The 20189-nt window shown below is 64.6% G+C and carries 17 protein-coding genes; 5 read left to right on the forward strand and 12 right to left on the reverse strand.

What is annotated here, in order from left to right:
* The first annotated feature begins 8 nt into the window (after positions 1 to 8).
* Positions 9 to 740, forward strand: a complete 732-nt coding sequence (locus S6FBBBH3_RS00090) for a response regulator transcription factor (protein ID WP_120175795.1) — start codon at positions 9 to 11, stop codon at positions 738 to 740.
* A gap of 90 nt (positions 741 to 830) precedes the next feature.
* Here the strand turns inward: S6FBBBH3_RS00090 and moaC are convergent, their stop codons facing one another.
* Positions 831 to 1319, reverse strand: coding sequence for a cyclic pyranopterin monophosphate synthase MoaC (moaC, locus tag S6FBBBH3_RS00095; protein WP_120175796.1), 489 nt, complete (start codon positions 1317 to 1319; stop codon positions 831 to 833).
* A 142-nt stretch (positions 1320 to 1461) separates the two neighbouring features.
* On the opposite strand from moaC, the gene S6FBBBH3_RS00100 reads away from it, so the two are divergent.
* Together S6FBBBH3_RS00100 and S6FBBBH3_RS00105 are read left to right on the forward strand one after the other, a co-directional pair.
* Positions 1462 to 2979 (forward strand): M48 family metallopeptidase, encoded by a 1518-nt coding sequence (locus tag S6FBBBH3_RS00100; RefSeq protein ID WP_120175797.1) that lies wholly within the window; start codon positions 1462 to 1464, stop codon positions 2977 to 2979.
* A 187-nt stretch (positions 2980 to 3166) separates the two neighbouring features.
* On the forward strand, positions 3167 to 4249 hold the full coding sequence (locus tag S6FBBBH3_RS00105) for an NAD(P)/FAD-dependent oxidoreductase (protein ID WP_120175798.1): 1083 nt from the start codon (positions 3167 to 3169) through the stop codon (positions 4247 to 4249).
* A 77-nt stretch (positions 4250 to 4326) separates the two neighbouring features.
* Here S6FBBBH3_RS00105 and apbC read toward each other — a convergent pair whose 3' ends face one another.
* Positions 4327 to 5415 carry an iron-sulfur cluster carrier protein ApbC gene (gene apbC / locus S6FBBBH3_RS00110; RefSeq protein ID WP_120175799.1) on the reverse strand — a complete coding sequence of 363 codons (1089 nt, stop codon included), beginning with the start codon at positions 5413 to 5415 and terminating at the stop codon, positions 4327 to 4329.
* 220 nt (positions 5416 to 5635) lie between these two features.
* Between apbC and metG the strand changes: the two genes are divergently transcribed.
* The gene (gene metG / locus S6FBBBH3_RS00115; RefSeq protein WP_120175800.1) at positions 5636 to 7705 is read left to right on the forward strand and encodes a methionine--tRNA ligase; all 2070 of its coding nucleotides are present in this window, start codon (positions 5636 to 5638) and stop codon (positions 7703 to 7705) included.
* A gap of 119 nt (positions 7706 to 7824) precedes the next feature.
* Positions 7825 to 9558 (forward strand): SulP family inorganic anion transporter, encoded by a 1734-nt coding sequence (locus S6FBBBH3_RS00120; protein ID WP_120175801.1) that lies wholly within the window; start codon positions 7825 to 7827, stop codon positions 9556 to 9558.
* Between the two features lie 100 nt (positions 9559 to 9658).
* Here the strand turns inward: S6FBBBH3_RS00120 and S6FBBBH3_RS00125 are convergent, their stop codons facing one another.
* From S6FBBBH3_RS00125 to S6FBBBH3_RS00170, 10 genes are all read right to left on the reverse strand, one after another.
* Positions 9659 to 10513 (reverse strand): MetQ/NlpA family ABC transporter substrate-binding protein, encoded by an 855-nt coding sequence (locus tag S6FBBBH3_RS00125; protein ID WP_120175802.1) that lies wholly within the window; start codon positions 10511 to 10513, stop codon positions 9659 to 9661.
* A 149-nt stretch (positions 10514 to 10662) separates the two neighbouring features.
* Positions 10663 to 11577, reverse strand: coding sequence for a segregation and condensation protein A (locus S6FBBBH3_RS00130; RefSeq protein WP_120175803.1), 915 nt, complete (start codon positions 11575 to 11577; stop codon positions 10663 to 10665).
* 121 nt (positions 11578 to 11698) lie between these two features.
* Positions 11699 to 13318 carry an NAD-dependent malic enzyme gene (gene maeA, locus S6FBBBH3_RS00135; RefSeq protein ID WP_120175804.1) on the reverse strand — a complete coding sequence of 540 codons (1620 nt, stop codon included), beginning with the start codon at positions 13316 to 13318 and terminating at the stop codon, positions 11699 to 11701.
* A gap of 198 nt (positions 13319 to 13516) precedes the next feature.
* The gene (gene ybgF, locus S6FBBBH3_RS00140) at positions 13517 to 14251 is read right to left on the reverse strand and encodes a tol-pal system protein YbgF (protein ID WP_120175805.1); all 735 of its coding nucleotides are present in this window, start codon (positions 14249 to 14251) and stop codon (positions 13517 to 13519) included.
* A 117-nt stretch (positions 14252 to 14368) separates the two neighbouring features.
* Complete coding sequence (gene pal, locus S6FBBBH3_RS00145) at positions 14369 to 14911, reverse strand: peptidoglycan-associated lipoprotein Pal (RefSeq protein WP_120175806.1); 543 nt, start codon at positions 14909 to 14911, stop codon at positions 14369 to 14371.
* Between the two features lie 30 nt (positions 14912 to 14941).
* The gene (gene tolB / locus S6FBBBH3_RS00150; protein ID WP_232008793.1) at positions 14942 to 16252 is read right to left on the reverse strand and encodes a Tol-Pal system beta propeller repeat protein TolB; all 1311 of its coding nucleotides are present in this window, start codon (positions 16250 to 16252) and stop codon (positions 14942 to 14944) included.
* 311 nt (positions 16253 to 16563) lie between these two features.
* Positions 16564 to 18117, reverse strand: coding sequence for a bifunctional phosphoribosylaminoimidazolecarboxamide formyltransferase/IMP cyclohydrolase (purH, locus tag S6FBBBH3_RS00155; protein ID WP_120175808.1), 1554 nt, complete (start codon positions 18115 to 18117; stop codon positions 16564 to 16566).
* A gap of 3 nt (positions 18118 to 18120) precedes the next feature.
* Complete coding sequence (locus S6FBBBH3_RS00160) at positions 18121 to 18495, reverse strand: helix-turn-helix domain-containing protein (protein WP_120175809.1); 375 nt, start codon at positions 18493 to 18495, stop codon at positions 18121 to 18123.
* The gene (gene dusB, locus S6FBBBH3_RS00165; RefSeq protein WP_120175810.1) at positions 18495 to 19496 is read right to left on the reverse strand and encodes a tRNA dihydrouridine synthase DusB; all 1002 of its coding nucleotides are present in this window, start codon (positions 19494 to 19496) and stop codon (positions 18495 to 18497) included. Before dusB ends, S6FBBBH3_RS00160 begins: the two co-directional genes overlap by 1 nt.
* Positions 19493 to 20185 carry a nucleotidyltransferase family protein gene (locus tag S6FBBBH3_RS00170; RefSeq protein WP_232008794.1) on the reverse strand — a complete coding sequence of 231 codons (693 nt, stop codon included), beginning with the start codon at positions 20183 to 20185 and terminating at the stop codon, positions 19493 to 19495. Before S6FBBBH3_RS00170 ends, dusB begins: the two co-directional genes overlap by 4 nt.
* Between the last annotated feature and the right edge of the window lie 4 nt (positions 20186 to 20189).

Below are 20189 nucleotides of genomic sequence, written 5' to 3' on the forward strand. Positions count from 1 at the left end.
ACGCCGCCATGCAGTCCGTCTCCACGCCGAAACCCGCCGCTCCGGAAACCCCGAAAGTGAACGTCTTCGTGACCCAAACCACGTCCGAGGAGGTCGGTCGCATCGTCGAGCAGCTGCAACGCATGCCCGGTCTTTGCGTCGCGGGCACGGCCACGACGAGCGAGGGGCTCGATCGCATGATCGCCTCGAGCACCGTCCCGATGCACCTTCTCATCACCGACGTGGTGCTCGGCGACGCGGACGTCACCCCCGTCATCGCCCGTGCGAAGAAGCTCTGGCCCGACCTCGACGTGCTCGTCTATACCTCGCACGCGCAGGATTCGATCGTGATCCGCGCGATCCTGGCGGGCGCTATGGGTTACCTCCTCAAGGGCGACCAGGAAGATTTCGCCACGAGCCTGCGGCTCCTGCAGGGGGGCGGCTCGCCCGTCTCGCCCACGGTGGCGCGCAGCGTGCTGCGCGCGGTGCACAACCGCACCGTTCGTGCTACGCCGAAGAAAGTCGGCACCCCGGGCGAAACGGGCGACCTTTCCTCGCGCGAAACCGAAATCCTCACGCTCCTCGCGAAGGGCATGTCCTTTGCCGAAGTCGGCCAGATCCTTTCGATTTCGACCCATACGGTGACGGCGCACGTCAAGAAGATCTACCGCAAGCTCCAGGTGCACTCCCGCGGCGAAGCGGTCTACGAAGCGCAGTGCCTCGGGCTGCTCTCGGGCCGCGGCCCGGGCGCGCGTCTCTGAGTTCGCACGCACACCCCGCACCAATACGAAGGGCGCCCCGAAACGGGGCGCCCTTTTTCGCATGCGTTGCCGACGACTCGGCTCGGCGGCTTACGAATTCGTTTCGTCGCGCAGCCAGTGGCCCGACTTGCCGCCCGCCTTTTCCAGCAGACCGATGTTCGTCATCGTCATCCCGCGGTCGACCGCCTTCAGCATGTCGTAGATCGTGAGAAGACCGACCTGAACGGCCGTGAGCGCTTCCATTTCAACGCCCGTCTGACCGCGGCACTCGCCGCGGGCGCGGCACGTGACGGTGCTCGCCGCGTCGTCGAGGTCGAAGTCGACGGTCACGCGCGTCAGCGCGATCGGGTGACACAGCGGAATCAGATCCGACGTGCGCTTCGAGGCCATGATGGCCGCAATCCGGGCGATGCCGATGACGTCGCCCTTTTTCGCCGTGCCCGAACGCACGAGTCGGAAGGTTTCGGGAGCCATACGGATCGTCCCTTCAGCAACCGCGATGCGATGCGTGTCCGCTTTCGCCCCGACGTCGACCATGTGCGCTTCGCCCTTGGCGTCGAAATGTGTGAGTTCGCCCATTTTTTGGTTAGCCTTTCTTGCGTGTTTTTTATCCGAGGATCGGCCTCGGGTCATAATGACCCCACCGTCCGAAGGCCCGATGCGGACCTTTGCCACGCTCGAACAATACCGCACTTGCGGCCGATCGGGGCCGCCGCCACGCATGTCGACCAAGTCATTCATCGCTTTACTCGCCGCGCTCTGCACCGCGCTCGCTCCGACGGGCCCCGTCTTTGCGGCCTCCGCCTCTCAGAGCGCGCTCGACCTCAACCTGCCGAGCCTCGGCACGGCCGCGGGGGCCGAACTCTCGCCCGCGGACGAGTACGAACTCGGCAAGCAACTCATGACGCAGGTGCGCGCCGACCCGACCTACATGTCGGACCCCGAGACGTCGGAATACCTCAATCGCCTCGGCTACCAGCTCGTCAGCAACGCGCAGACCTACACCTACGGCTTTTTCTTTTTCCCGATCCGCGACGAAACGCTCAACGCCTTCGCGCTTCCCGGGGGCTTCATCGCCGTTCATACGGGCACGATCATCTCGGCACAGAACGAGAGCGAACTCGCCGGGGTGATGGGGCACGAAATCGGTCACGTGACGCAGCGCCACATCGCCCGCATGATCGAAGGGCAAAAGAGCAACCTCGCGCTTACGGTGGGTTCGATCCTGCTTGCGATCCTCGCCGCGCGCGCCGGGGGCGACTCGGGCGGGCACGCCGCGGCCGCCATCGCCATGGGGTCGCAAGCCGCGATGATTCAGTCGCAGCTCAACTACTCGCAGGATGCCGAACGCGAAGCGGACCGCGTGGGCCTTCAGACGCTCTACCGCGCCGGGTTCGACCCGCACGGGCTCGAAGGGTTCTTCGCGCGCCTTCAGTCGAGCAACCGCTTTTACCGCTCGGCCGCTCCCGCCTACCTCTCCACCCACCCGCTCACGACCGAGCGTATGGCCGACATGGAAAACCGCACGCGTCAGCTTCCGACGCGCATGCACGCCGACTCGCTCGACTTCAGCCTCATTCAGCAACGCGTTCGGGTCCTGCAGGAAACGACCCACGACGGCTACCTGAAGATTCGCAAGAACATGGAGCGGGAACTCCGAAACGCCTCGGGGACGGCCCGCTGCGCCCTGGAGTACGGCCTTTCGGTCGCGTCGGAAAAGCTGAACGACAACGCCGCGGCGCTTGAGCACGCGAAGAAAGCCTCGTCGCTCTGCACGGGCGAATCCGCCGTGCTCGAACGCAACCTCCTGCGGGCGCGTTTCCGCAACGCCGGCACGACCGCGGCGAAAGACGCCGTGCTAAAGGATGCGAAGCGCGCCGTCGAACGCTATCCGCTCTCCGACATGATGAGCGCGAACTACGTCGACATGCTCTACGAGCTCGGGCGGCACGAAGAACTCATTCGCTTCCTGAGAAACGGCTCCTCGCTTTCCCCCGACGACCCCGACTACCACGCGCTTCTCGCGCGCTCCTACGAAAAGCTCGGCAAAAAGAGCCTCCAGTACCAGCACACGGGGGAAATGTACGCGCTCCTCGGCGCGACGGAAGCCGCCGTCTATCAGTACGGCATGGCCCAAAAGGCCGCGGACGGCGACTTTTACACGATGAGCGAAATCGACGCGCGGCTTCGCGAACTGCGCCAACAGATGATTCAGGAAAAGAAGGATCGGGAGCGCTGAGCGCCCGAACGGAGGGGGCAAAGTCCCCCTTTCGGACGGGTCCCCGCCGCGCAAAACCGTGAGAAAATAAGCGCACCCGCGCCCCGCTCGACACGAACGGGGCGCCGCTCCCGCGGGAGCTCACCTCCAACGTTTCATTCCTCGGATGCCGCACGCCCGCGCGCGCCGGCATTGCATACGTACTTCCATGGCTATTGAAGACTATCTGAACATCGCCGAGCCCACCACCGACGTCATCGAAACCGACGCCGTGATCGTCGGGGCCGGCCCCGTCGGGCTTTTCCAGGTTTTCGAACTCGGTCTCCTTGAGATCAAGGCGCACGTCGTCGATTCGCTGCGCAACGTGGGCGGGCAGTGCATGGAGCTCTACCCGACCAAGCCCATCTACGACATCCCGGCGGTTCCCGTCTGCTCCTCGTACGAACTCACGGAAAACCTCCTCAAGCAGATCCACCCGTTCAACCCGGTCTTCCACCTCGGCCAGGAAGTGGTCGACGTGCGCAAGCTCGAAGACGGGACGTTCCACGTCGAAACGAGCACCGGCACCCGCTTCAAGGCGAAGGTCGTGATCGTCGCCGCGGGCGTGGGCTCCTTCCAGCCGCGTCCCCTGCGCGTTCCGGGCATCGAAAAGTTCGAAGGCACGCAGCTCCACTACAGCTGCAAGGACCCCTCGATCTTCGAAGGCAAGAACGTCGTCATCTGCGGCGGCGGCGACTCGGCCCTCGACTGGACGCTCAACCTCGTCGGTCGTGCCGAAAGCGTGGTGCTTCTGCACCGCCGCGACGGTTTCCGCGCTCAGGCCGCTTCGGTCGCGAAGATGCACGAGCTCTGCGAAAACTGGGAAATGCAGTTTGAAGTCGGCCAGATCACGGGCTTCAACGAAGAAGACGGTCGCTTGACGGAAGTGCTCGTCGCGGGCGCCGACGGCGTCACCCGCCGCATTCCGCTCGATCATCTCCTCGTTTTCTACGGCCTGCAGCCCAAGCTCGGCCCCATCGAAAACTGGGGTCTTACGTTGGAGCGCAAGCAGATCGTCGTCGATACGGCGCGCTTCGAAACGAACATTCCGGGGCTCTTCGCCGTGGGCGACATCAACACCTACCCCGGCAAGAAGAAGCTCATTCTCTCGGGCTTCCACGAGTGCGCGCTCGCCGCGTTCGCCGCCTGCGACTACGTCTTCCCCGAAAAGCGCGTCTTCCTGCAGTACACGACCACGTCGCCGAAGCTCCACAAGGTGCTCGGCGTTGAAACGCCGACCTTCGACGACTGATCGTTCGTGCGTTCTCTGAAAAAAAGCTCCGGTTTCGTTTCCGGAGCCTTTTTTCGTTGCGGGCAAGCGCGGGGCGCTTACTTCTGCGTCACCGAGATGGTGGGCATCTTCGCCGTGTAGTCCTTGCCGAGACGCGCCACCGCGCCCGCGACCTTCATCGCCATGTCGCGGTACATTTCACCGGCCTTCGATTCGGGTTCGGCCGCCACCGTCGGGCAGCCGCCGTCGGCCTGTTCGCGGATCTTCGCGGAAAGCGGAAGCTTCCCGAGGACGGGCACGCCGTAGTCGGCGCTCATCCGGTCCGCGCCGCCTTCGCCGAAGATGTGTTCGACTTCGCCGCACTTGGGGCAGATGAAGACCGACATGTTTTCCACGACGCCGAGGATGGGCACGTTCACCTTTTCGAACATGCGCAGGCCCTTCTTCGCGTCGATGAGCGCGATGTCCTGAGGCGTCGTCACGACGACGGCGCCCGTGATGGGCACGGACTGCGAGAGCGTGAGCTGAATGTCGCCCGTCCCCGGGGGCATGTCGATCACGAGGTAGTCGAGGTCGTGCCAGTTCGTCTGGGTGAGCATCTGCTGCAGGGCGCCCGCAGCGAGCGGACCGCGCCAGATCATCGGCTCGTCTTCGCCGACCATGAAGCCGATCGAATTGATCTGAAGGCCGTGCGCCTCCATGGGCTCCATCGTCTTGCCATCGGTGCTCACGGGCGTGCCGTGCGCGCCGAGCATCGTCGGCTGCGAGGGGCCGTAAATGTCCGCGTCGAGAACGCCGACCGTGGCACCCTCGTAGGCGAGCGCGAGCGCGAGGTTGGCGGACACGGTAGACTTCCCGACCCCGCCCTTGCCGGAACTCACGGCGATGATGTTCTTCACGCCCGGCATGACGCGAAGCGTCCCCTGCACCTTGTGCGCGATGATGTTCTGCGTGACGTTCACGGTGACGCCGGCCGCACCCGCGGCCTTGAGCGCTTCGCCCACGCGTTCGCCGACCGCCTGCGCGCGGCGACGGGCCGGATAGCCGAGCTCGATCGAGGCTTCGACGTTGCCTTCGTCGTCGACCGTGAGGCTCTTCAACATCTTCGAGGTGACGTAATCGGTCCCGGTCACGGGATCGACGAGCGCCGCGAGCGCGGCTTCGAATTGGGTTTTCGTTGCAGTCATGTTTCCTGCCTTGTGCTGTTCGCATGGAGTGCCGGAAGGCTCAGTTTGCTCCGGCCGATCCGACCATTCTACCGTTACCGTCAAGCGCGGAACCGCGGCACGAACCCAACGCTCCGACGAAAGAAACTACAATATCGGCCTTTCGTATGTTCCGGTCCGCCGAGCTTCGCGCCCATCTGCGCGGTGCTTCGCCCCGCAAACTTCTGGATTTTTCCCGCAAATGACACAGCGCAATCTTTTCGTCACCACCGCCCTGCCGTATGCGAACGGCGCCTTCCACATGGGCCACATCATGGAGTACATCCAGGCCGACATTTGGGTCCGTCACGAACGCATGGCGGGCAACCGCGTGCACTTCGTGGGCGCGGACGACGTGCACGGCGCGCCCATCATGATTGCGGCCCAGAAGCGCGGCATCACGCCCCAGGCGTTCGTGGCCGAAATCGCGGCCGGCCGCCGCCAGTACCTCGACGGCTTCCACATCAGCTTCGACCACTGGCACAGCACGGACGCCCCGGAAAACCACGAACTTTCGCGCGAGATTTACCTGCGCCTGAAGGACGCGGGCCTCATCTACACGAAGGAAATCGAACAGTTCTACGACACGCAGAAGAACATGTTCCTCGCCGACCGCTTCATCAAGGGCACCTGCCCGCGTTGCAGCGCGCCCGACCAGTACGGCGACAACTGCGAAAAGTGCTCGGCGGTCTACTCGCCGACCGAAGTCGTGAACCCCTACTCGACCCTCTCGGGCACGACCCCCGTTCTGAAGACCTCCACCCACTACTTCTTCCGTCTCTCGGACCCGAAGTGCGTCGAATTCCTTCGCAGCTGGACGAGCGGTCGCGGCGCCGACGGCGCGCCCACCGTGCAGGAAGAAGTTCTCTCGAAGGACAACGAATGGCTCGGCGTCGAAGGGGGTCTCTCCGACTGGGACATCTCCCGCGACGCGCCCTATTTCGGCATTGAAATTCCCGACGCTCCGGGCAAGTACTTCTACGTCTGGCTCGACGCTCCGATCGGCTACCTCGCTTCCTTCAAGGCGTACTGCGACAAGACGGGGCTCGACTTCGAGAAGGAACTCTCGGCCGAAAACACCGAGCAGATCCACTTCATCGGCAAGGACATCATCTACTTCCACACGCTCTTCTGGCCTGCGATGCTGCACTTCGCCGGGAAGCCCTTCCGCACGCCCGACCACGTGAACGCCCACGGCTTCATGACGGTGAACGGCGAAAAGATGTCGAAGAGCCGCGGCACGGGGATCTCCCCCCTGCAGTACCTCGAACTCGGCATGGACGCCGAGTGGCTGCGCTACTACCTCGCCGCGAAGCTCAATTCCCGCGTCGAAGACGTCGACTTCACGAAGACCGACTTCGCCCGTCGCATCAACTCGGACCTGATCGGCAAGTACGTCAACATCGCGAGCCGCGCCGCGGGCTTCATCGTGAAGCGCTTCGAAGGGCGCGTGAACGACGCCGCGATGCGGGATCCCCTCCTCGAATCGATCCGCGAACGCGCCGACGAGGTGAAGGGCTACTACGAAACGCGCGAATTCGCCCGTGCGACGCGCCTCGTGATGGAACTCGCCGACCGCATCAACGAGTTCGTCGACCAGGAAAAGCCCTGGGAGCTCGCCAAGAACCCCGAAGCGGCCGAGAAGCTCCACCGCGTGAGCTCGATCGCGCTCGAAGGCTTCCGCCTCCTCACGCTCTTCCTGAAGCCCGTGCTGCCCGCCACGGCCGAACGCGTCGAATCGTTCCTCTCGATCGAGCCGCTCCTCTGGTCGAGCGTGGCGACGCCCCTTTCGTCCGAGCGCCCGATCCAGGCCTTCAAGCACCTGATGCAGCGCGTCGACATGGAAAAGCAGCTCGACCGACTGCTCCCGAACGTTCCGGTTGCCGCCGAACCCGTTGAAGCGCCCAAGCTCCCGGGCGGCGAAGCCGTGGCCGACGAGTGCACGATCGACGACTTCACGAAGATCGACCTGCGCGTGGCGAAGATCGTTGAGTGCGACGAAGTCGAAGGCTCGACGAAGCTCCTGCGCCTCACGCTCGACCTCGGCGAAGGGCGCACGCGCAACGTCTTCTCCGGCATCAAGAGCGCCTACAAGCCCGAAGACCTGAAGGGCAAGCTCACGGTCGTGATCGCGAACCTCGCGCCCCGAAAGATGCGCTTCGGCGTTTCCGAAGGGATGGTGCTCGCCGCCTCCGACGCCGAAGACAAGTCGCTCGGCCTCTTCATCCTCGAACCGCACGCGGGTGCGGTGCCCGGCATGCGCATCCGCTAAGTCCCGAGCACTTCCCCAACCGACGGGGCGCCGTTTGAACCGAACGGCGCCCTTTCCTACAATGGACGCGTCGCCGCGAGCGACGCTTTTTTCTTTTTCTCTTTTCCCAGGCCCCACAAATGAGCTTCAAAGAGCAGCTGAAGAGCACGCTCCACCACGTGCCCCTCGCGAAGTTCTCCCCCGTTTTCCTGCAGTCGATGCGATCCTACAATCGCCATCAGCTCACCCGCGACGTCTCCGCCGGCCTCACGGTCGGCATGGTGGCGCTCCCTCTGGCGATGGCCTTCGGCATCGCCTCCGGCGTTCCTCCGGAAGCGGGGCTCTACACCGCCATCATCGCCGGTTTTCTCATCTCGCTTTTCGGCGGCTGCCGCGTTCAGATCGGCGGCCCGGCCGGCGCCTTCGTCGTCATCATCTACGGGATCATCGCCCAGTACGGGCTCTCGAACCTGATGCTCGCCACCCTCGGCTCGGGCATCATTCTCTTTTTCATGGGGCTCTTCAAGCTCGGCGGCTTCATCAAATTCATCCCCGTCTCGATCGTGATCGGCTTCACGAACGGCATCGCCGTGATGATCGGCATGCAGCAGGTGAAGGACTTCCTCGGTCTGACGGTTGAAAAAATGCCCGCCGACTTCTTCGGCATGGTTTCGACCGTGCTGGCCAACCTCCACACGATCAACCCGTGGGCGCTCGGGATCGCGGCGGCGAGCTTCCTTCTCATCAAGTTCTGGCCGAAGGGCTACCAGATGAGCGGCCCGCAGTGGAAGAAGTGGCTCGCGCATCTGCCGGGCACCGTGGTCGTTCTCGTTCTCTCGACGGCGCTCGTGAGCCTCTTCAACGTCCCGGTCGAAACGATCGGTTCGAAGTTCGGCGGCATTCCGCAAAAACTCCCCGACTTTACGCTCCCCGACTTCGACTGGGCGACCGCCAAGCAGCTCTACGGTCCCATGCTCACGATCGCCGTGCTCGGCTCGATCGAAAGCCTGCTGTGCGCACGCGTCTCCGACACGATGACCGACGACCGTCACGACCCGAACCAGGAACTGATGGGCCAGGGGATCGCCAACATGGTCGTTCCCTTCTTCGGCGGCATTCCCGCCACGGGCACGATCGCCCGTACGGTCACCAACATCAAGTCGGGCGCGGCCTCGCCGGTTGCGGGCATGGTGCACGCCGTGACGCTTCTCGTCGTGATCCTCGTCGCCGCCCCGCTCGCGAGCAACATTCCGCTCTCGGCGCTCGCCGCGATTCTCGTCTTCGTGGCGTGGAACATGGGCAACTGGCGCGAATTCCTGCGCCTGCGCCAGATGACGCTCTCCTACAAGGCGACGCTCGTCATCACGTTCCTCCTCACGGTGATCTTCGACCTCACGGTGGCCGTTGAAGTCGGTCTCGTCGTCGCGTGCATCTTCTTCCTGATGCGCATGAACAACATCACCGTGGTCGAACCCGCGACGCTGCCCTTCAACATCCCCGAAACGGTCGAAGCCTGGCACGTGAAGGGAGCGCTCTTCTTCGGTTCCGTCTCGAAGCTCGAACCCGTGACGGACCCCGCGCGCATTCACGGTGCGGGGGCCGCCCGCATCGTGATTCTCGACTTCGAGGATCTTCTCAACATCGACAATTCCGCGATGGATCAGATCGAAGCGTTCGTGCGGGCCCTGCACCGCCACAACCACGAACTCATCATCGCGGGCGCGTCGGGTCACCCCCTGCGCCAGCTCGAACGCACGGGCATCGCCCGCGAGCTCGGGGCCAATCTGGTGCCCGACATGGAGTTCGCCGTCGCGCGCTGCCGCGTCGTGCTCGAAGAGCTCGACCGGAAGGAAGCCGCGAAGCGCGGCGAGTAACGGGCCGCCCCTCGGGGCTCTTCGGAGCCCCGGCCGCCCGAAAGCAAAAAGGCCTCCGACGCGCGTTCGGGGGCCTTTTTGCTTGGGGCTTGAGGTCGTTTTACCAGGTGGGCTTCACCGCCCCGTGGAAGGTCTTCCTGACGAATTCCGCCACCTGCGGCGAACGGTACGATTCGACGAAGGTCTTCACCGCGGCGCTTTCCGTGTTGTCGGGGCGCGAAGCGATGATGATGAGGGCGTAGGGCGCCTGCTCGTCTTCGAAGAAGAACCCGTCCTTCTCGGGCGAGAGACCCGCGCTGATCACGTAATTCATCGGAATCACGGCAATCTCCAGATCGTCGACGCTGCGCGGCAGCTGCGCCGCTTCGAGTTCGAGAATGTTGAGTTTCTTCGGATTTTCGACGATGTCGGCGACAGTCGCTTCGGTGCCGCGGTTTTTCTCCAGAACGAGAAGCCCCGCCTTCTCAAGAAGCAAAAGCGCGCGCCCGCCGTTCGAGGGGTCGTTCGGGATCGCCACGCGAGCGCCTTCGGGGAGGGCGTCGACCGACTTGATGCGACGCGAATAAAAGCCCATCGGCTGAATCACGGCGTCGGCCACCACCTTGAGGTCGGTGTTTTGCTTGGCGTTGAAGTTCTCAAGGAAGGGGCGGTGCTGATAGACCGCGAGGTCGAGCTTTCCGTCGGAAAGCGCCGTATCGGGCGTCACGTAGTCCGTGAATTCGACGACTTCGACGGTGAGGCCGCGCTCTTTGGCAACCTTCGCCGCTTCCGTCACGATGTCGGCGTGCGGACCGGCCGTCACACCGACGCGGATCGTCGTTTCAGTCGTCTTAGCGCCCGTCGCGGCACCCGCTTCGCCGCCGGGCGCTTCCTTCCCGCAACCGCCGAGCATCATGAGGGCGCCCCCGGCAACAAAGCCCGTTCCCAAGGTACGAAGAAAAGCGCGTCTCTGCATGATGCCTCCCGGTGATGAATGGTGGGGTTCGGATCGATTCGTCCGTCAAACCATTCTCACCGATTTCCCCGAGGCGCCTTCGGGGGGTTTTGCCCGCCCGTCCTCGTAATACCTCAACCGAAACGCATTCTTCCCGTCCGAAAGGCCGCTCAGGCAAAGACGTCGTCTTCGGGCGGCGCTTCGCCGTCGGGCGCGGGCTCGTCGAAAAGCCGCTCCTGCAGGCCCTCGGCCGCAGCATGCGTCACGTAGATCGGCCCGTAGGGGGTGGCCTGAGTGATGCGCACCATGTGCTCCTTGGCCAATTCCAGAAGCGCAAGGCACCAAACGGCCGCGTTTTCCTTCGGGTTCCCGTCGGTCGACTCCCGCAGCAGCGACTCGTACGTGAGCCACCTCGCCCGCGAGAGGCGCCGCAGGACTTCCGCCATGTGTTCGCGCACGGAAAGCTCCTGCCGCGCCACCCGATGGTTGGCGTGCAGTCGGCCGCGCGCCACGACGTCCATCCAGGCTTCGGCGAGCGCATGGGCGTCCACGTCGGGGTCGGGCAGCGTCTTTTCGTCCCGACACGCGCCGAGTGCGATTTGGAAGTCGCGTCCGAGGCGCGGCATCGCGTCGAGTTTTTTGGCCGCGGCGCGGATGCGCTCGTACTCCAGAAGGCGCGCCATGAGTTCGGCTCGGGGATCTTCGGGGCCCTCCTCGTCGTGCGCGGGGCGCTTCGGGAGCAGGAGGCGGCTCTTGATCTGCATGAGCGTAGCCGCCATAACGAGGTACGCGGCCGCGAGTTCGAGGTTCGATCGGCGCACGATTTCCATGTACGCCATGTACTGATCCGTCAGGGTCGCCATGGGGATGTCCATGACGTCGAACTTCTGGCTGCGAATAAGGTAGAGGAGCAGATCGAGCGGCCCCTCGAAGCGCTCGAGAATGACGCGCAAGGCGTCCGGCGGAATGTAGAGCCCCGTCGGACAGCGCTTCAGGGGCTCGCCGTAGAGGACGGCGAGCACCGTCTCGCCGGCCGAACCGGGAGCAACCGAAGCGTGAGTCTCAAGGGGAGCGTCATCGTGCATGAAAAAGGGGCGTTGGAGCGTGCGAAGGGCGAAAGCACTACGGAAAAGGGCCCGGAAGCGCGGCTCCGGGCCCGATCAACCGAACGGGGAGGGACCGGGCGTCCCTCCGTTCGAGCCGTCCTTATTCCGGACGGTACATGAAGTCGGCGACGGCCGCTTCGATGTCGCTCGGGCGTTCGTTCCCAGCGAGACCGTGCTCGTAAGCGTAAGCCGCGACGGCGGCGCCGATCTTCATCGAGACGTGACGCACTTCGGAGAGCGACGGGTAGAGCGAACCCTGCGCGAGGTCTTCTTCCGAAACGAGCGCGGCGAGTTCGCGGGCGGCCGTAAGGAACATGCCGGTCGGCATCATACGGGCGTTGGCGAACACGGCGCCGAGGCCGAGGCCGGGGAAGACGTAGCTGTTGTTGCCCTGGCGCGGCACGAAGTGGCGGCCGCACACGTCGACGGGCGCGAAGGGCGAACCCGACGCGAAGAGCGCGCGCCCTTCGGTCGCACGGTACGCGGTTTCGGCGTCGCATTCGGCGCGCGACGTGGGGTTGGAGAGCGCGAAGATGATCGGACGCTCGTTGATCGCGGCCATTTCGGCGAGGACTTCTTCGTTGAAGGCCTTGGGCTGAGCGGCCACGCCGACGATGCCCGTCGGACGGATCGCCTTCACGGCTTCGAGGAACGTCGTGCAGTCGGGCAGATCGTGCGCGTAGGGCTGCTTGTTGGCGGCAAGACCCGTACGGTTCGCGGTCACGAGCCCCTTCGAATCGAAGAGCGCGCAGTGCTTGCGGGCCTCTTCGCGCGGCATGCCTTCGTCGACCAGAGCGTCGACGATGAGGTCGGCGATGCCCGTGGCGGCTTCGCCCGCGCCGAGGAAGAGGAAGCGCTGTTCGGAGAACTTCCGGCCCGAGACGCGCACGGCGGAGTAGACGCCCGCGAGCGCGACGGCGGCCGTACCCTGAATGTCGTCGTTGAAGCAGAGGATCTTGTCGCGATAGCGTTCAAGAAGCGCAAACGCGTTGTGGTTGCCGAAGTCTTCGAACTGGATGAGCACGTTCGGCCAGCGACGGCGGGCTTCCGTGATGAATTCGTCGACGAGTTCGTCAAAGTCGGCCCCCGTGGCGCGTTCGCGGCGCAGACCGATGTAGAGCGGATCGGCAAGGTTCTCGGGGTTGTTCGTGCCCACGTCGATCGTCACCGGGAGGGTCTTCGCGGGATTGATGCCGGCGCAGGCCGTGTAGAGCGAAAGCTTGCCGACGGGAATGCCCATGCCGTTGGCGCCGAGGTCGCCGAGACCGAGAATACGCTGGCCGTCCGTCACGACGATGACGTCGACGTCCTTCTGCGGGCAGTTGGCGATCAGCTCGGCCACGCGCCCCTTCTGCTCGAGCGAGACGAAGAGACCGCGCGGATAGCGGTAGATGTGGCTGAACTTCTGGCAGACCTCACCCACGGTCGGGGTGTACACGAGCGGCATGCATTCGTCGGTGTGTTCGACGAGCATCTTGAAGTAAAGGTTTTCGTCCGTCGCATGAAGGCTGTCGAGCACCAGGAACTTGTCGAGCGGCCGTTCGAACCGGTTCATCATTTCCTTAACGCGAGCAACCTGTTCGTCACCCGTCGACACGGCGGCGGGCAGCAGCCCCTCAAGGCCGTTGGCAGCACGTTCTTCCTTCGTAAAGGCAAGACCGCGATTCAGGTGCGGGCAGCCGAGCTTCTTGACGCCGTGCGTCGTCTTGCATTCGGTCATAAGATCCTTCTGTTTTCAAAAAAAAGGGAGTCTGACGGGGTAACGGGCCGTCGGTCCGGGGGTCGGGACGATCGTCGGGACGTTCGCGCGCGCGAACGCACCCCCGACGATTTCGCATTGTAACAGGGCGTTCGGACCCGCCCCGAGCTCGGGCGGACCGTATTGTTCGGGCAAAAACCCGAATCGACGCTCGCTCGGTCAGTTGCCGAGGCGCTGCTTGGCGGTGACCGCCGCGTCCGACTTCGGATAGGTTTTGATCACCTTGCGGTAGGTGGCCGCGGCCGCTTTGGGGTTGCCCGAAGCGGCCTGAGCGGAACCGACGAGAAGCATCGCGTCCGCGGCGCGGGGATGCTTCGGATAGGCCTTGAGGAGGCTGTTCTGCGAGCTGATGACGGTCTTGTACTGCTCGGCACCGAAAGCACTCGAACCCCACCAGAAAAGCGCGTCGGGGCGATAGGGCGACTCGGGCCACTTTTCGGCGAAGCGGGAGAATTTGGCCGCGGCTTCCTTGAAGTTCCCGTCCTGGAAGAGGAGCACGGCCGCGTCGTATTCGGCCTTTTCCTGGGGCTGGACCTGAACGGTTTCGCCGTTCAACACCACCATCACGGGTTCGAACGCGGAAACGCGCGAGTCGATCGAGCCGAAAAGCTCGCGGGTCGAGCGCTTTTCCACGGCGAGCGCGTTCGTGAGCTCCTCGACGCGGCCCGTCAACTGACGGTTCTGTTCCTTGAGCGCGTTGATTTCGCTCGAGAGCTGCATCTGCGCGTTGCGCGTGATGTTCAGATCCGCTTTGAGCGTTTTCACTTCTTCGCGAAGGTCGAGAATGGCCCGGCGAGCCTCGTCGTCGGCAAAGGCGAACGCGGAGTTCGCCGCCGCAGCCACGGTGGCGGCAAAGGCAAGGCGAACCGCCCAAAGTCGTGCCGTCTTCTGCATGGTTTTTCCTTCAATGAACGTAAGAGCGCCCGCTCGTACGCGGGCGCGGGGAGCCGAGGTCGACCGGCCTGCGGTCGGTCGGCGGCGTCAAACAGTATCGGCGAAAGGTCCGCCCGCTCAGGGCGCCGGAGTCGCCGGGGCCGACGGAGAGGCTTGCGTCGTGTACTGCGGCGGATAGACGATGTCGGCTCGACGGTTCTGAGCCCAGGCCTCTTCGGTCGAACCCGTGGCCACGGGCTTTTCCTTCCCGAACGAGACCGCTTCGATGCGCGAAGCGGGCACGCCGAGGAGCTGCATGCGCTGCTTCACGGCTTCGCTGCGCTTCTGGCCGAGGGCAAGGTTGTACTCGCGCCCGCCGCGCTCGTCCGTATTGCCCTGAATGACGATGTTGACGTCGGGATGTTCGTTGAGCCACTTCGCGTGCGCTTCGACGTACGGGGCGTATTCGGCCGGCACGTCGTAGGAGTCGAACGCGAAATAGACCGAGCGGTGCGAGAGCGGATGCGAAGGATCCGTGAAGGGATTCTCGGCCTGCGTCTGCTGCGTTTCGCCGGCAAGCGTCCCTTCCTTGGCGCCTTCGTCGAGCGACACGGAGGAGCACCCCGAGAGCACGAGGGCGGCCGCCAGGGCACCCGCCAAAACTTTCCACTGAGCGATCATGAAAAACCTCCTTGCGATGGGTTCTGATGGTTATTTGAGGACCGGCCCCCAGGCGGGTTCGCGGATGTCGCCTTCGCCCGTCAAACGGGTCGAGAGTCGGGCGTCGGCCGCGCACGTCCCGAGCACGCCGCGACCGCCCTCTTCCGTCGCGAAGACGAGGAAGCGGCCGTTCGGCGCAAAGGACGGCGACTCGTCGCGTTCCGTGGAGGTGACGAGCAGATCGCGCCCCGTGGCCAGATCCATCACCGCGATGCGATAACGGTTTTCGATGCGGGAGACGTAAGCGAGACGGGTGCCGTCCGGGCTGATGTCGGGACTGATGGCGTAGTTCGAACCGAAGGTCACGCGTTCGACGGCGCCGCCCCCTTCGACGGGCTGACGGTAGATCTGCGGCGTGCCGCCCCGATCGCTCGTGAAGTAAATCCAGCGACCGTCCTGCGAGAAGACGGGTTCGGTGTCGATCCCGTAGCTCTTCGTGAAGCGCACGAGCCCCGAGCCGTCCGTGTTGATGAGATAGATCTGCGTCAGGCCGTCGCGCGAAAGGGCGACCGCCATGCGGCGACCGTCGGGACTGAAGGCCGGGGCCGAATTGTTGCCCGGGAAGGCCGCAACCGCGCGGCGACGACCCGTCGTGAGGTCCTGGAGATAGACGATCGGCTTCTTATGTTCGAAGCTCACGTACGCCAGGCGGCGGCCGTCGGGCGACCAGACGGGCGAAATGATGGGTTCGGGCGAGCGCAGGGCGCTGCGCGGATTGGCGCCGTCGCAGTCCGTGATCACGAGTTCGTAGCGGTTCTTCGCGTACTGCGCGACGTAGGCGAGCTGCGAGGCGAACATCGGCCCTTCGCCCGTCAGGCGTGTGTAGATGAGGTCCGCGCAGCGGTGGGCCGCCATGCGGAAGTCGTCCTTCGGAACGCTCGTGCCGTAGGACTCGATGAGGTTGCCCGTCACGCAGTCGTAGATGAAGCAGCGCACCTCCCAGCGGCTGCCCGCCTCCTGCACGGCCCCCACAACGAGAGCGGTCGCGCCCTGCTGAGCGGCCGCGGCAAGAGCCGCGGGCTTTTGCTGGTCGTCTTCGGTCGATTCCGCACCCGCGGAAAAGACGCGGAACGCCCCGGAGCGCGACAGGTCGTCGCCGATCACGCGGGCGAGATCGTCGGGCGCGCCCGACGTTCCCTGAAACGTCTGCAAAGCGATGGGCTGCTGATTGGCGCCGACCCCCGTGATCTCGATGCGCAGATCCGCCCAGGCCGGGGCGGCCGCCAGAGCGCCGGCGGCCAGGCCGCAGCCGAGGACGGAGCGACGGCTCCAAAGGGAGGGAGTGAAAGCGTTCGAGGACAAGACGAAGCCTCCTTTTGTTTTGTTCTTCATGATGAAGTCCGCCCGAAAACGGCAGACTCGGGTTCGTAACCGGAAATCGGTCGGACCGCGCGGGGCTCTCGGGCCGAATCGCTCGGGACTCTCCGGCACCGTACATACGCGTACACACGAAAAGCGCCGCAGAGTCGAAAGGATCTCTGCGGCGCGGCGCCGCCCACGGCCCGCACTAAGGAGCACTATAAGCGACTTGAGCGTCGGTCAAGCGAATTTCGGGCCCCGAAGGCGTGTCGGGACGTTTCCTCCGAGCCCGAAATCCGCACGAAGGACGGATTTTAGTGACGGAAGTGACGTTCGCCCGTGAAGACCATCGCCACGCCGCGTTCGTTGGCGGCGGCGATCACTTCGTCGTCGCGGATCGAGCCGCCCGGCTGAATGACGGCCACGGCACCCGCGTCGACGACGACGTCAAGACCGTCGCGGAACGGGAAGAAGGCGTCCGAAGCGGCGACGGAACCCTCGAGCGAGAGACCGGCTTCTTCGGCCTTGATGGCGGCGATGCGCGCGGAGTCGACGCGGCTCATCTGGCCGGCGCCCACGCCGAGCGTCATGCCGTTCTTCACGTAGACGATCGTGTTCGACTTCACGAAGCGAGCGACGTTCCAGGCAAAGAGCAGGTCGGCCGTCTGTTCTTCGGTCGGGGCCTTTTCGGTCACGCACTTGAGCGCTTCGGCGCCGCAGAGCTGCGTGTCGGGCGTCTGAACGAGCAGACCGCCGCCGACGCGCTTGAAGTCGAAGTCGTTGTGAGCCGAACCGAGCGCCACCGTGAGGAGACGCAGATTCTTCTTCGCGCCGAAGATTTCAAGCGCTTCCTTCGAGAAAGCGGGCGCGATGATGACTTCGGCGAACTGGTGCGAAACGCGTTCGGCGCATTCGCCCGTCACTTCGCGGTTGAAGGCGATGATGCCGCCGAAGGCGGACTTGCTGTCCGTGAGGAACGCCTTGTTGTAGGCTTCGGTCACGTCGCCGGCGATCGCCACGCCGCAGGGGTTGGCGTGCTTGATGATGACGCAGGCGGGCGTGTCGAAGGAGCGCACGCATTCCCAGGCGGCATCGCTGTCGGCGATGTTGTTGTAGGAGAGTTCCTTCCCCTGGAGCTGGGTGTAACCCGCAAGAAGCCCCGGGGCAACCGTGCGTTCGCGGTAGAAGGCGGCGTTCTGGTGCGGATTTTCGCCGTAGCGCATATCCTGCACCTTTTCCCACTGGCGCGTGAAGACGTCGGGGAAGAGCGTGCGTTCGCCTTCGGGCGAGAGGCTCGTCAGGTAGTTCGCGATCATGCCGTCGTAGCGGGCCGTGTGCGAGAAGACCTTCTTGGCGAGCATCAGACGCGTGTCGGCGCCGACGGCGCCGTCGCGGCGGATTTCTTCAAGAACGCGGTCGTAGTCGGCCGGATCGACGACGACGGCCACGGATTCGTGGTTCTTCGCCGCGGCGCGGATCATCGTCGGGCCGCCGATGTCGATGTTTTCGATGGCGTCTTCGAACGTGCAGTCGGGCTTGGCGATCGTCTGTTCGAAGGGGTAAAGGTTGACGACGATGAGGTCGATCGGGTCGATGCCGTGTTCGGCGAGCGCCTGCATGTGTTCGGCCACCGGGCGGCGGGCGAGAATGCCGGCGTGGATCTTGGGATTGAGCGTCTTCACACGACCGTCGAGCATTTCCGGAAAGCCCGTGTAGTCGGCCACTTCCTGGCAGGGAATGCCTTCCTTTTCGAGCAGACGAGCCGTGCCGCCCGTCGAGAGCAGGTGGTAGCCGAGCTCGACGAGGGAGCGGGCGAAGTCGACGATGCCCGTCTTGTCGGAAACGCTGAGGAGAGCTTGTTTGCGCATGCTTCAATTTCCTTTGAAAGAGCCCCTCCGCCGGTCCTTGGCGATGCCGTACTGAACCAGCTTTTTACGGAGGGTGTTTCGGTTAATACCCAAAAGTTGTGCAGCGGTGGACTGGTTGTCGTGGCTCATGGCCATGACATAGATGAGAAGCGGCCGTTCGACGGCGGACATGACGAGTTCGTGCAGCGGATGGGGCGCGCGACCGTCAAGTCGCGCGAAGTACTCGTCGAGATGACGGACGATCACCTGCTGAAGATCTTCCGTGCGCGCGCGGGCCGCGGGGACCGTCGTCGGGTCGAAGATCTTCAGTTCCTCCTCAAGGTCGGGAGATGCCGAAAGGATGTCTTCCGGCGCAATCGTGGCGTCGTCCTGTTGCATTACGTATCCGCTCGAGTCGCCGTGCGTGCGAGCGCTTCGAAAAGCCGCTCGACGCCCTCGGCGACGGCCGAGGCGCCTTCGAGGCGCAGTAGTTCCTCGAGACCCGCTTCGCGGGCCTCGGGCAGTCCAGAAAAATAGTGCGTGAGGTGCTTGCGAAAGAGTGCCGCACCGCGTTGGTCGCCATAGTAATCGAAATGGAGGGCCATGTGCCGCCGAAGCACGTCCCGACGCTCGTCGAGGCTCGGAAAACGGCCCGCCGCGGGATCTTCGCGAAAACCGAGCGCGGCCGCGACGTCGCGGAAAATCCACGGGTTGCCGTACGCTGCCCGTCCGATCATGACGCCGTCGGCGCCCGTGAACGACATCACGAAGCGCGCCTTCTCGGGGCCGTCGATGTCACCGTTGGCGATGACCGGAATCGAGACGGCGCGTTTGACGTCGCGAATCGTTTCGTACTCGGCCGAGCCGCGAAAGCCCTGCTCGCGCGTGCGGCCGTGCACCGTCAACATCGCGACGCCTTCCTCTTGCGCGATGCGCGCGATCGAGACGGCGTTTTTCATCGCGTCACTCCAGCCGGTGCGGATTTTGAGGGTTACGGGAACGGAGACCGCTCCGACGACCGCATTCAAAATGCGCCCGACGAGCGCCTCGTCGCGCATGAGCGCGCTCCCGCAGGCGGCCTGCAGAACCTTTTTCGCGGGGCACCCCATGTTGATGTCGACCACGTCGGCTCCGCCCGCTTCGGCGTACCGGGCCGCTTCGGCCATGAGCTGCGGGTCGGCCCCGAGGAGCTGCACGACTTTGAGTCCCGTTTCGTGCTCGTGTGCCCAACGGCTGCGACTCTTGCGCGTGTCGCGCAGCTCGGGCTTGCTCGCCGTCATTTCGCCCACGGCGTAGCCCGCGCCCGTCGCCTTGCAAATCTCGCGGAAAGGCCAGTCGCTCATGCCCGCCATCGGGGCGAGCATCACGGGGTTAGCAAGTTCGTAAGGACCGATTTTCATGCCTCCTCCCGAAGAAGCGCTTCGACGCGGCGTCGTTCGAGCTCGGTGCCGACGTTGGCCCACAGCCCGTCGAACCGTTCGCCCGTCACGCGCCCCGCGTCCACCCGGGCGAAGAGCCAGGGGAAAAGCGAAGCGCGTCGGTCGTCGAGCCCCGAAAAGAGTTCCGCCTTGTAGAGGCCGAGACTCGAAAAGGTGAGCCGTTCGCCCGCGACGCGTGAAAGCCGCCCGTCGGCGCAAAGCCCCATGTCGCCCTGTGGGTGGTAGTCGGGGTTTTCGACCATCACGAGGTGCGCGAGCGCGTCGCCCGACCACGCGTGATGCAGAAGGCGCGTGAAGTCGAAGTTCGTGACGATGTCGCCCGCGACCGCGATGAAAGCGTCTTCGCGGCCGCCTTCCGTCAGAAGGTCGAGCGCCCGGACGATGCCGCCGCGGGTTTCCAACGCTTCCGGGGCGCTGCGGCCTTCGATCGAGTAATGGAGACGCACGTTCCAGCGTTCGCCCCCTCCGAGCGCGTGAACGAGCTCCGCGGCGCCGTGCGCCGCGTTGACGACGATGTCGCGCACGCCCGACCGGGCGAGCGCCCGGATCTGTCGCACGGCAAGCGGCACGCCGCCCGCCGAAGCGAGAGGCTTCGGCAGGACGTGCGTTCTCGGACGAAGTCGCGAGCCCGCGCCGGCGCAAAGGAGCATCGCC

It is taken from the genome of Sutterella megalosphaeroides (genome assembly GCF_003609995.1).
In the GTDB taxonomy this organism is placed as follows: domain Bacteria; phylum Pseudomonadota; class Gammaproteobacteria; order Burkholderiales; family Burkholderiaceae_F; genus Sutterella; species Sutterella megalosphaeroides.

Bases quoted from the DNA above. Each gene is read 5' to 3' on its own strand.
- S6FBBBH3_RS00120 (WP_120175801.1), top strand. From the start codon at position 7,825: ATGAGCTTCAAAGAGCAGCTGAAGAGCACGCTCCACCACGTGCCCCTC.
- S6FBBBH3_RS00170 (WP_232008794.1), bottom strand. From the start codon at position 20,185: ATGCTCCTTTGCGCCGGCGCGGGCTCGCGACTTCGTCCGAGAACGCAC.
- pal (WP_120175806.1), bottom strand. From the start codon at position 14,911: ATGATCGCTCAGTGGAAAGTTTTGGCGGGTGCCCTGGCGGCCGCCCTC.
- purH (WP_120175808.1), bottom strand. From the start codon at position 18,117: ATGCGCAAACAAGCTCTCCTCAGCGTTTCCGACAAGACGGGCATCGTC.
- dusB (WP_120175810.1), bottom strand. From the start codon at position 19,496: ATGAAAATCGGTCCTTACGAACTTGCTAACCCCGTGATGCTCGCCCCG.
- metG (WP_120175800.1), top strand. From the start codon at position 5,636: ATGACACAGCGCAATCTTTTCGTCACCACCGCCCTGCCGTATGCGAAC.
- S6FBBBH3_RS00125 (WP_120175802.1), bottom strand. From the start codon at position 10,513: ATGCAGAGACGCGCTTTTCTTCGTACCTTGGGAACGGGCTTTGTTGCC.
- S6FBBBH3_RS00105 (WP_120175798.1), top strand. From the start codon at position 3,167: ATGGCTATTGAAGACTATCTGAACATCGCCGAGCCCACCACCGACGTC.
- S6FBBBH3_RS00160 (WP_120175809.1), bottom strand. From the start codon at position 18,495: ATGCAACAGGACGACGCCACGATTGCGCCGGAAGACATCCTTTCGGCA.
- S6FBBBH3_RS00090 (WP_120175795.1), top strand. From the start codon at position 9: ATGCAGTCCGTCTCCACGCCGAAACCCGCCGCTCCGGAAACCCCGAAA.
- moaC (WP_120175796.1), bottom strand. From the start codon at position 1,319: ATGGGCGAACTCACACATTTCGACGCCAAGGGCGAAGCGCACATGGTC.
- ybgF (WP_120175805.1), bottom strand. From the start codon at position 14,251: ATGCAGAAGACGGCACGACTTTGGGCGGTTCGCCTTGCCTTTGCCGCC.
- S6FBBBH3_RS00100 (WP_120175797.1), top strand. From the start codon at position 1,462: ATGTCGACCAAGTCATTCATCGCTTTACTCGCCGCGCTCTGCACCGCG.
- maeA (WP_120175804.1), bottom strand. From the start codon at position 13,318: ATGACCGAATGCAAGACGACGCACGGCGTCAAGAAGCTCGGCTGCCCG.
- S6FBBBH3_RS00130 (WP_120175803.1), bottom strand. From the start codon at position 11,577: ATGCACGATGACGCTCCCCTTGAGACTCACGCTTCGGTTGCTCCCGGT.
- apbC (WP_120175799.1), bottom strand. From the start codon at position 5,415: ATGACTGCAACGAAAACCCAATTCGAAGCCGCGCTCGCGGCGCTCGTC.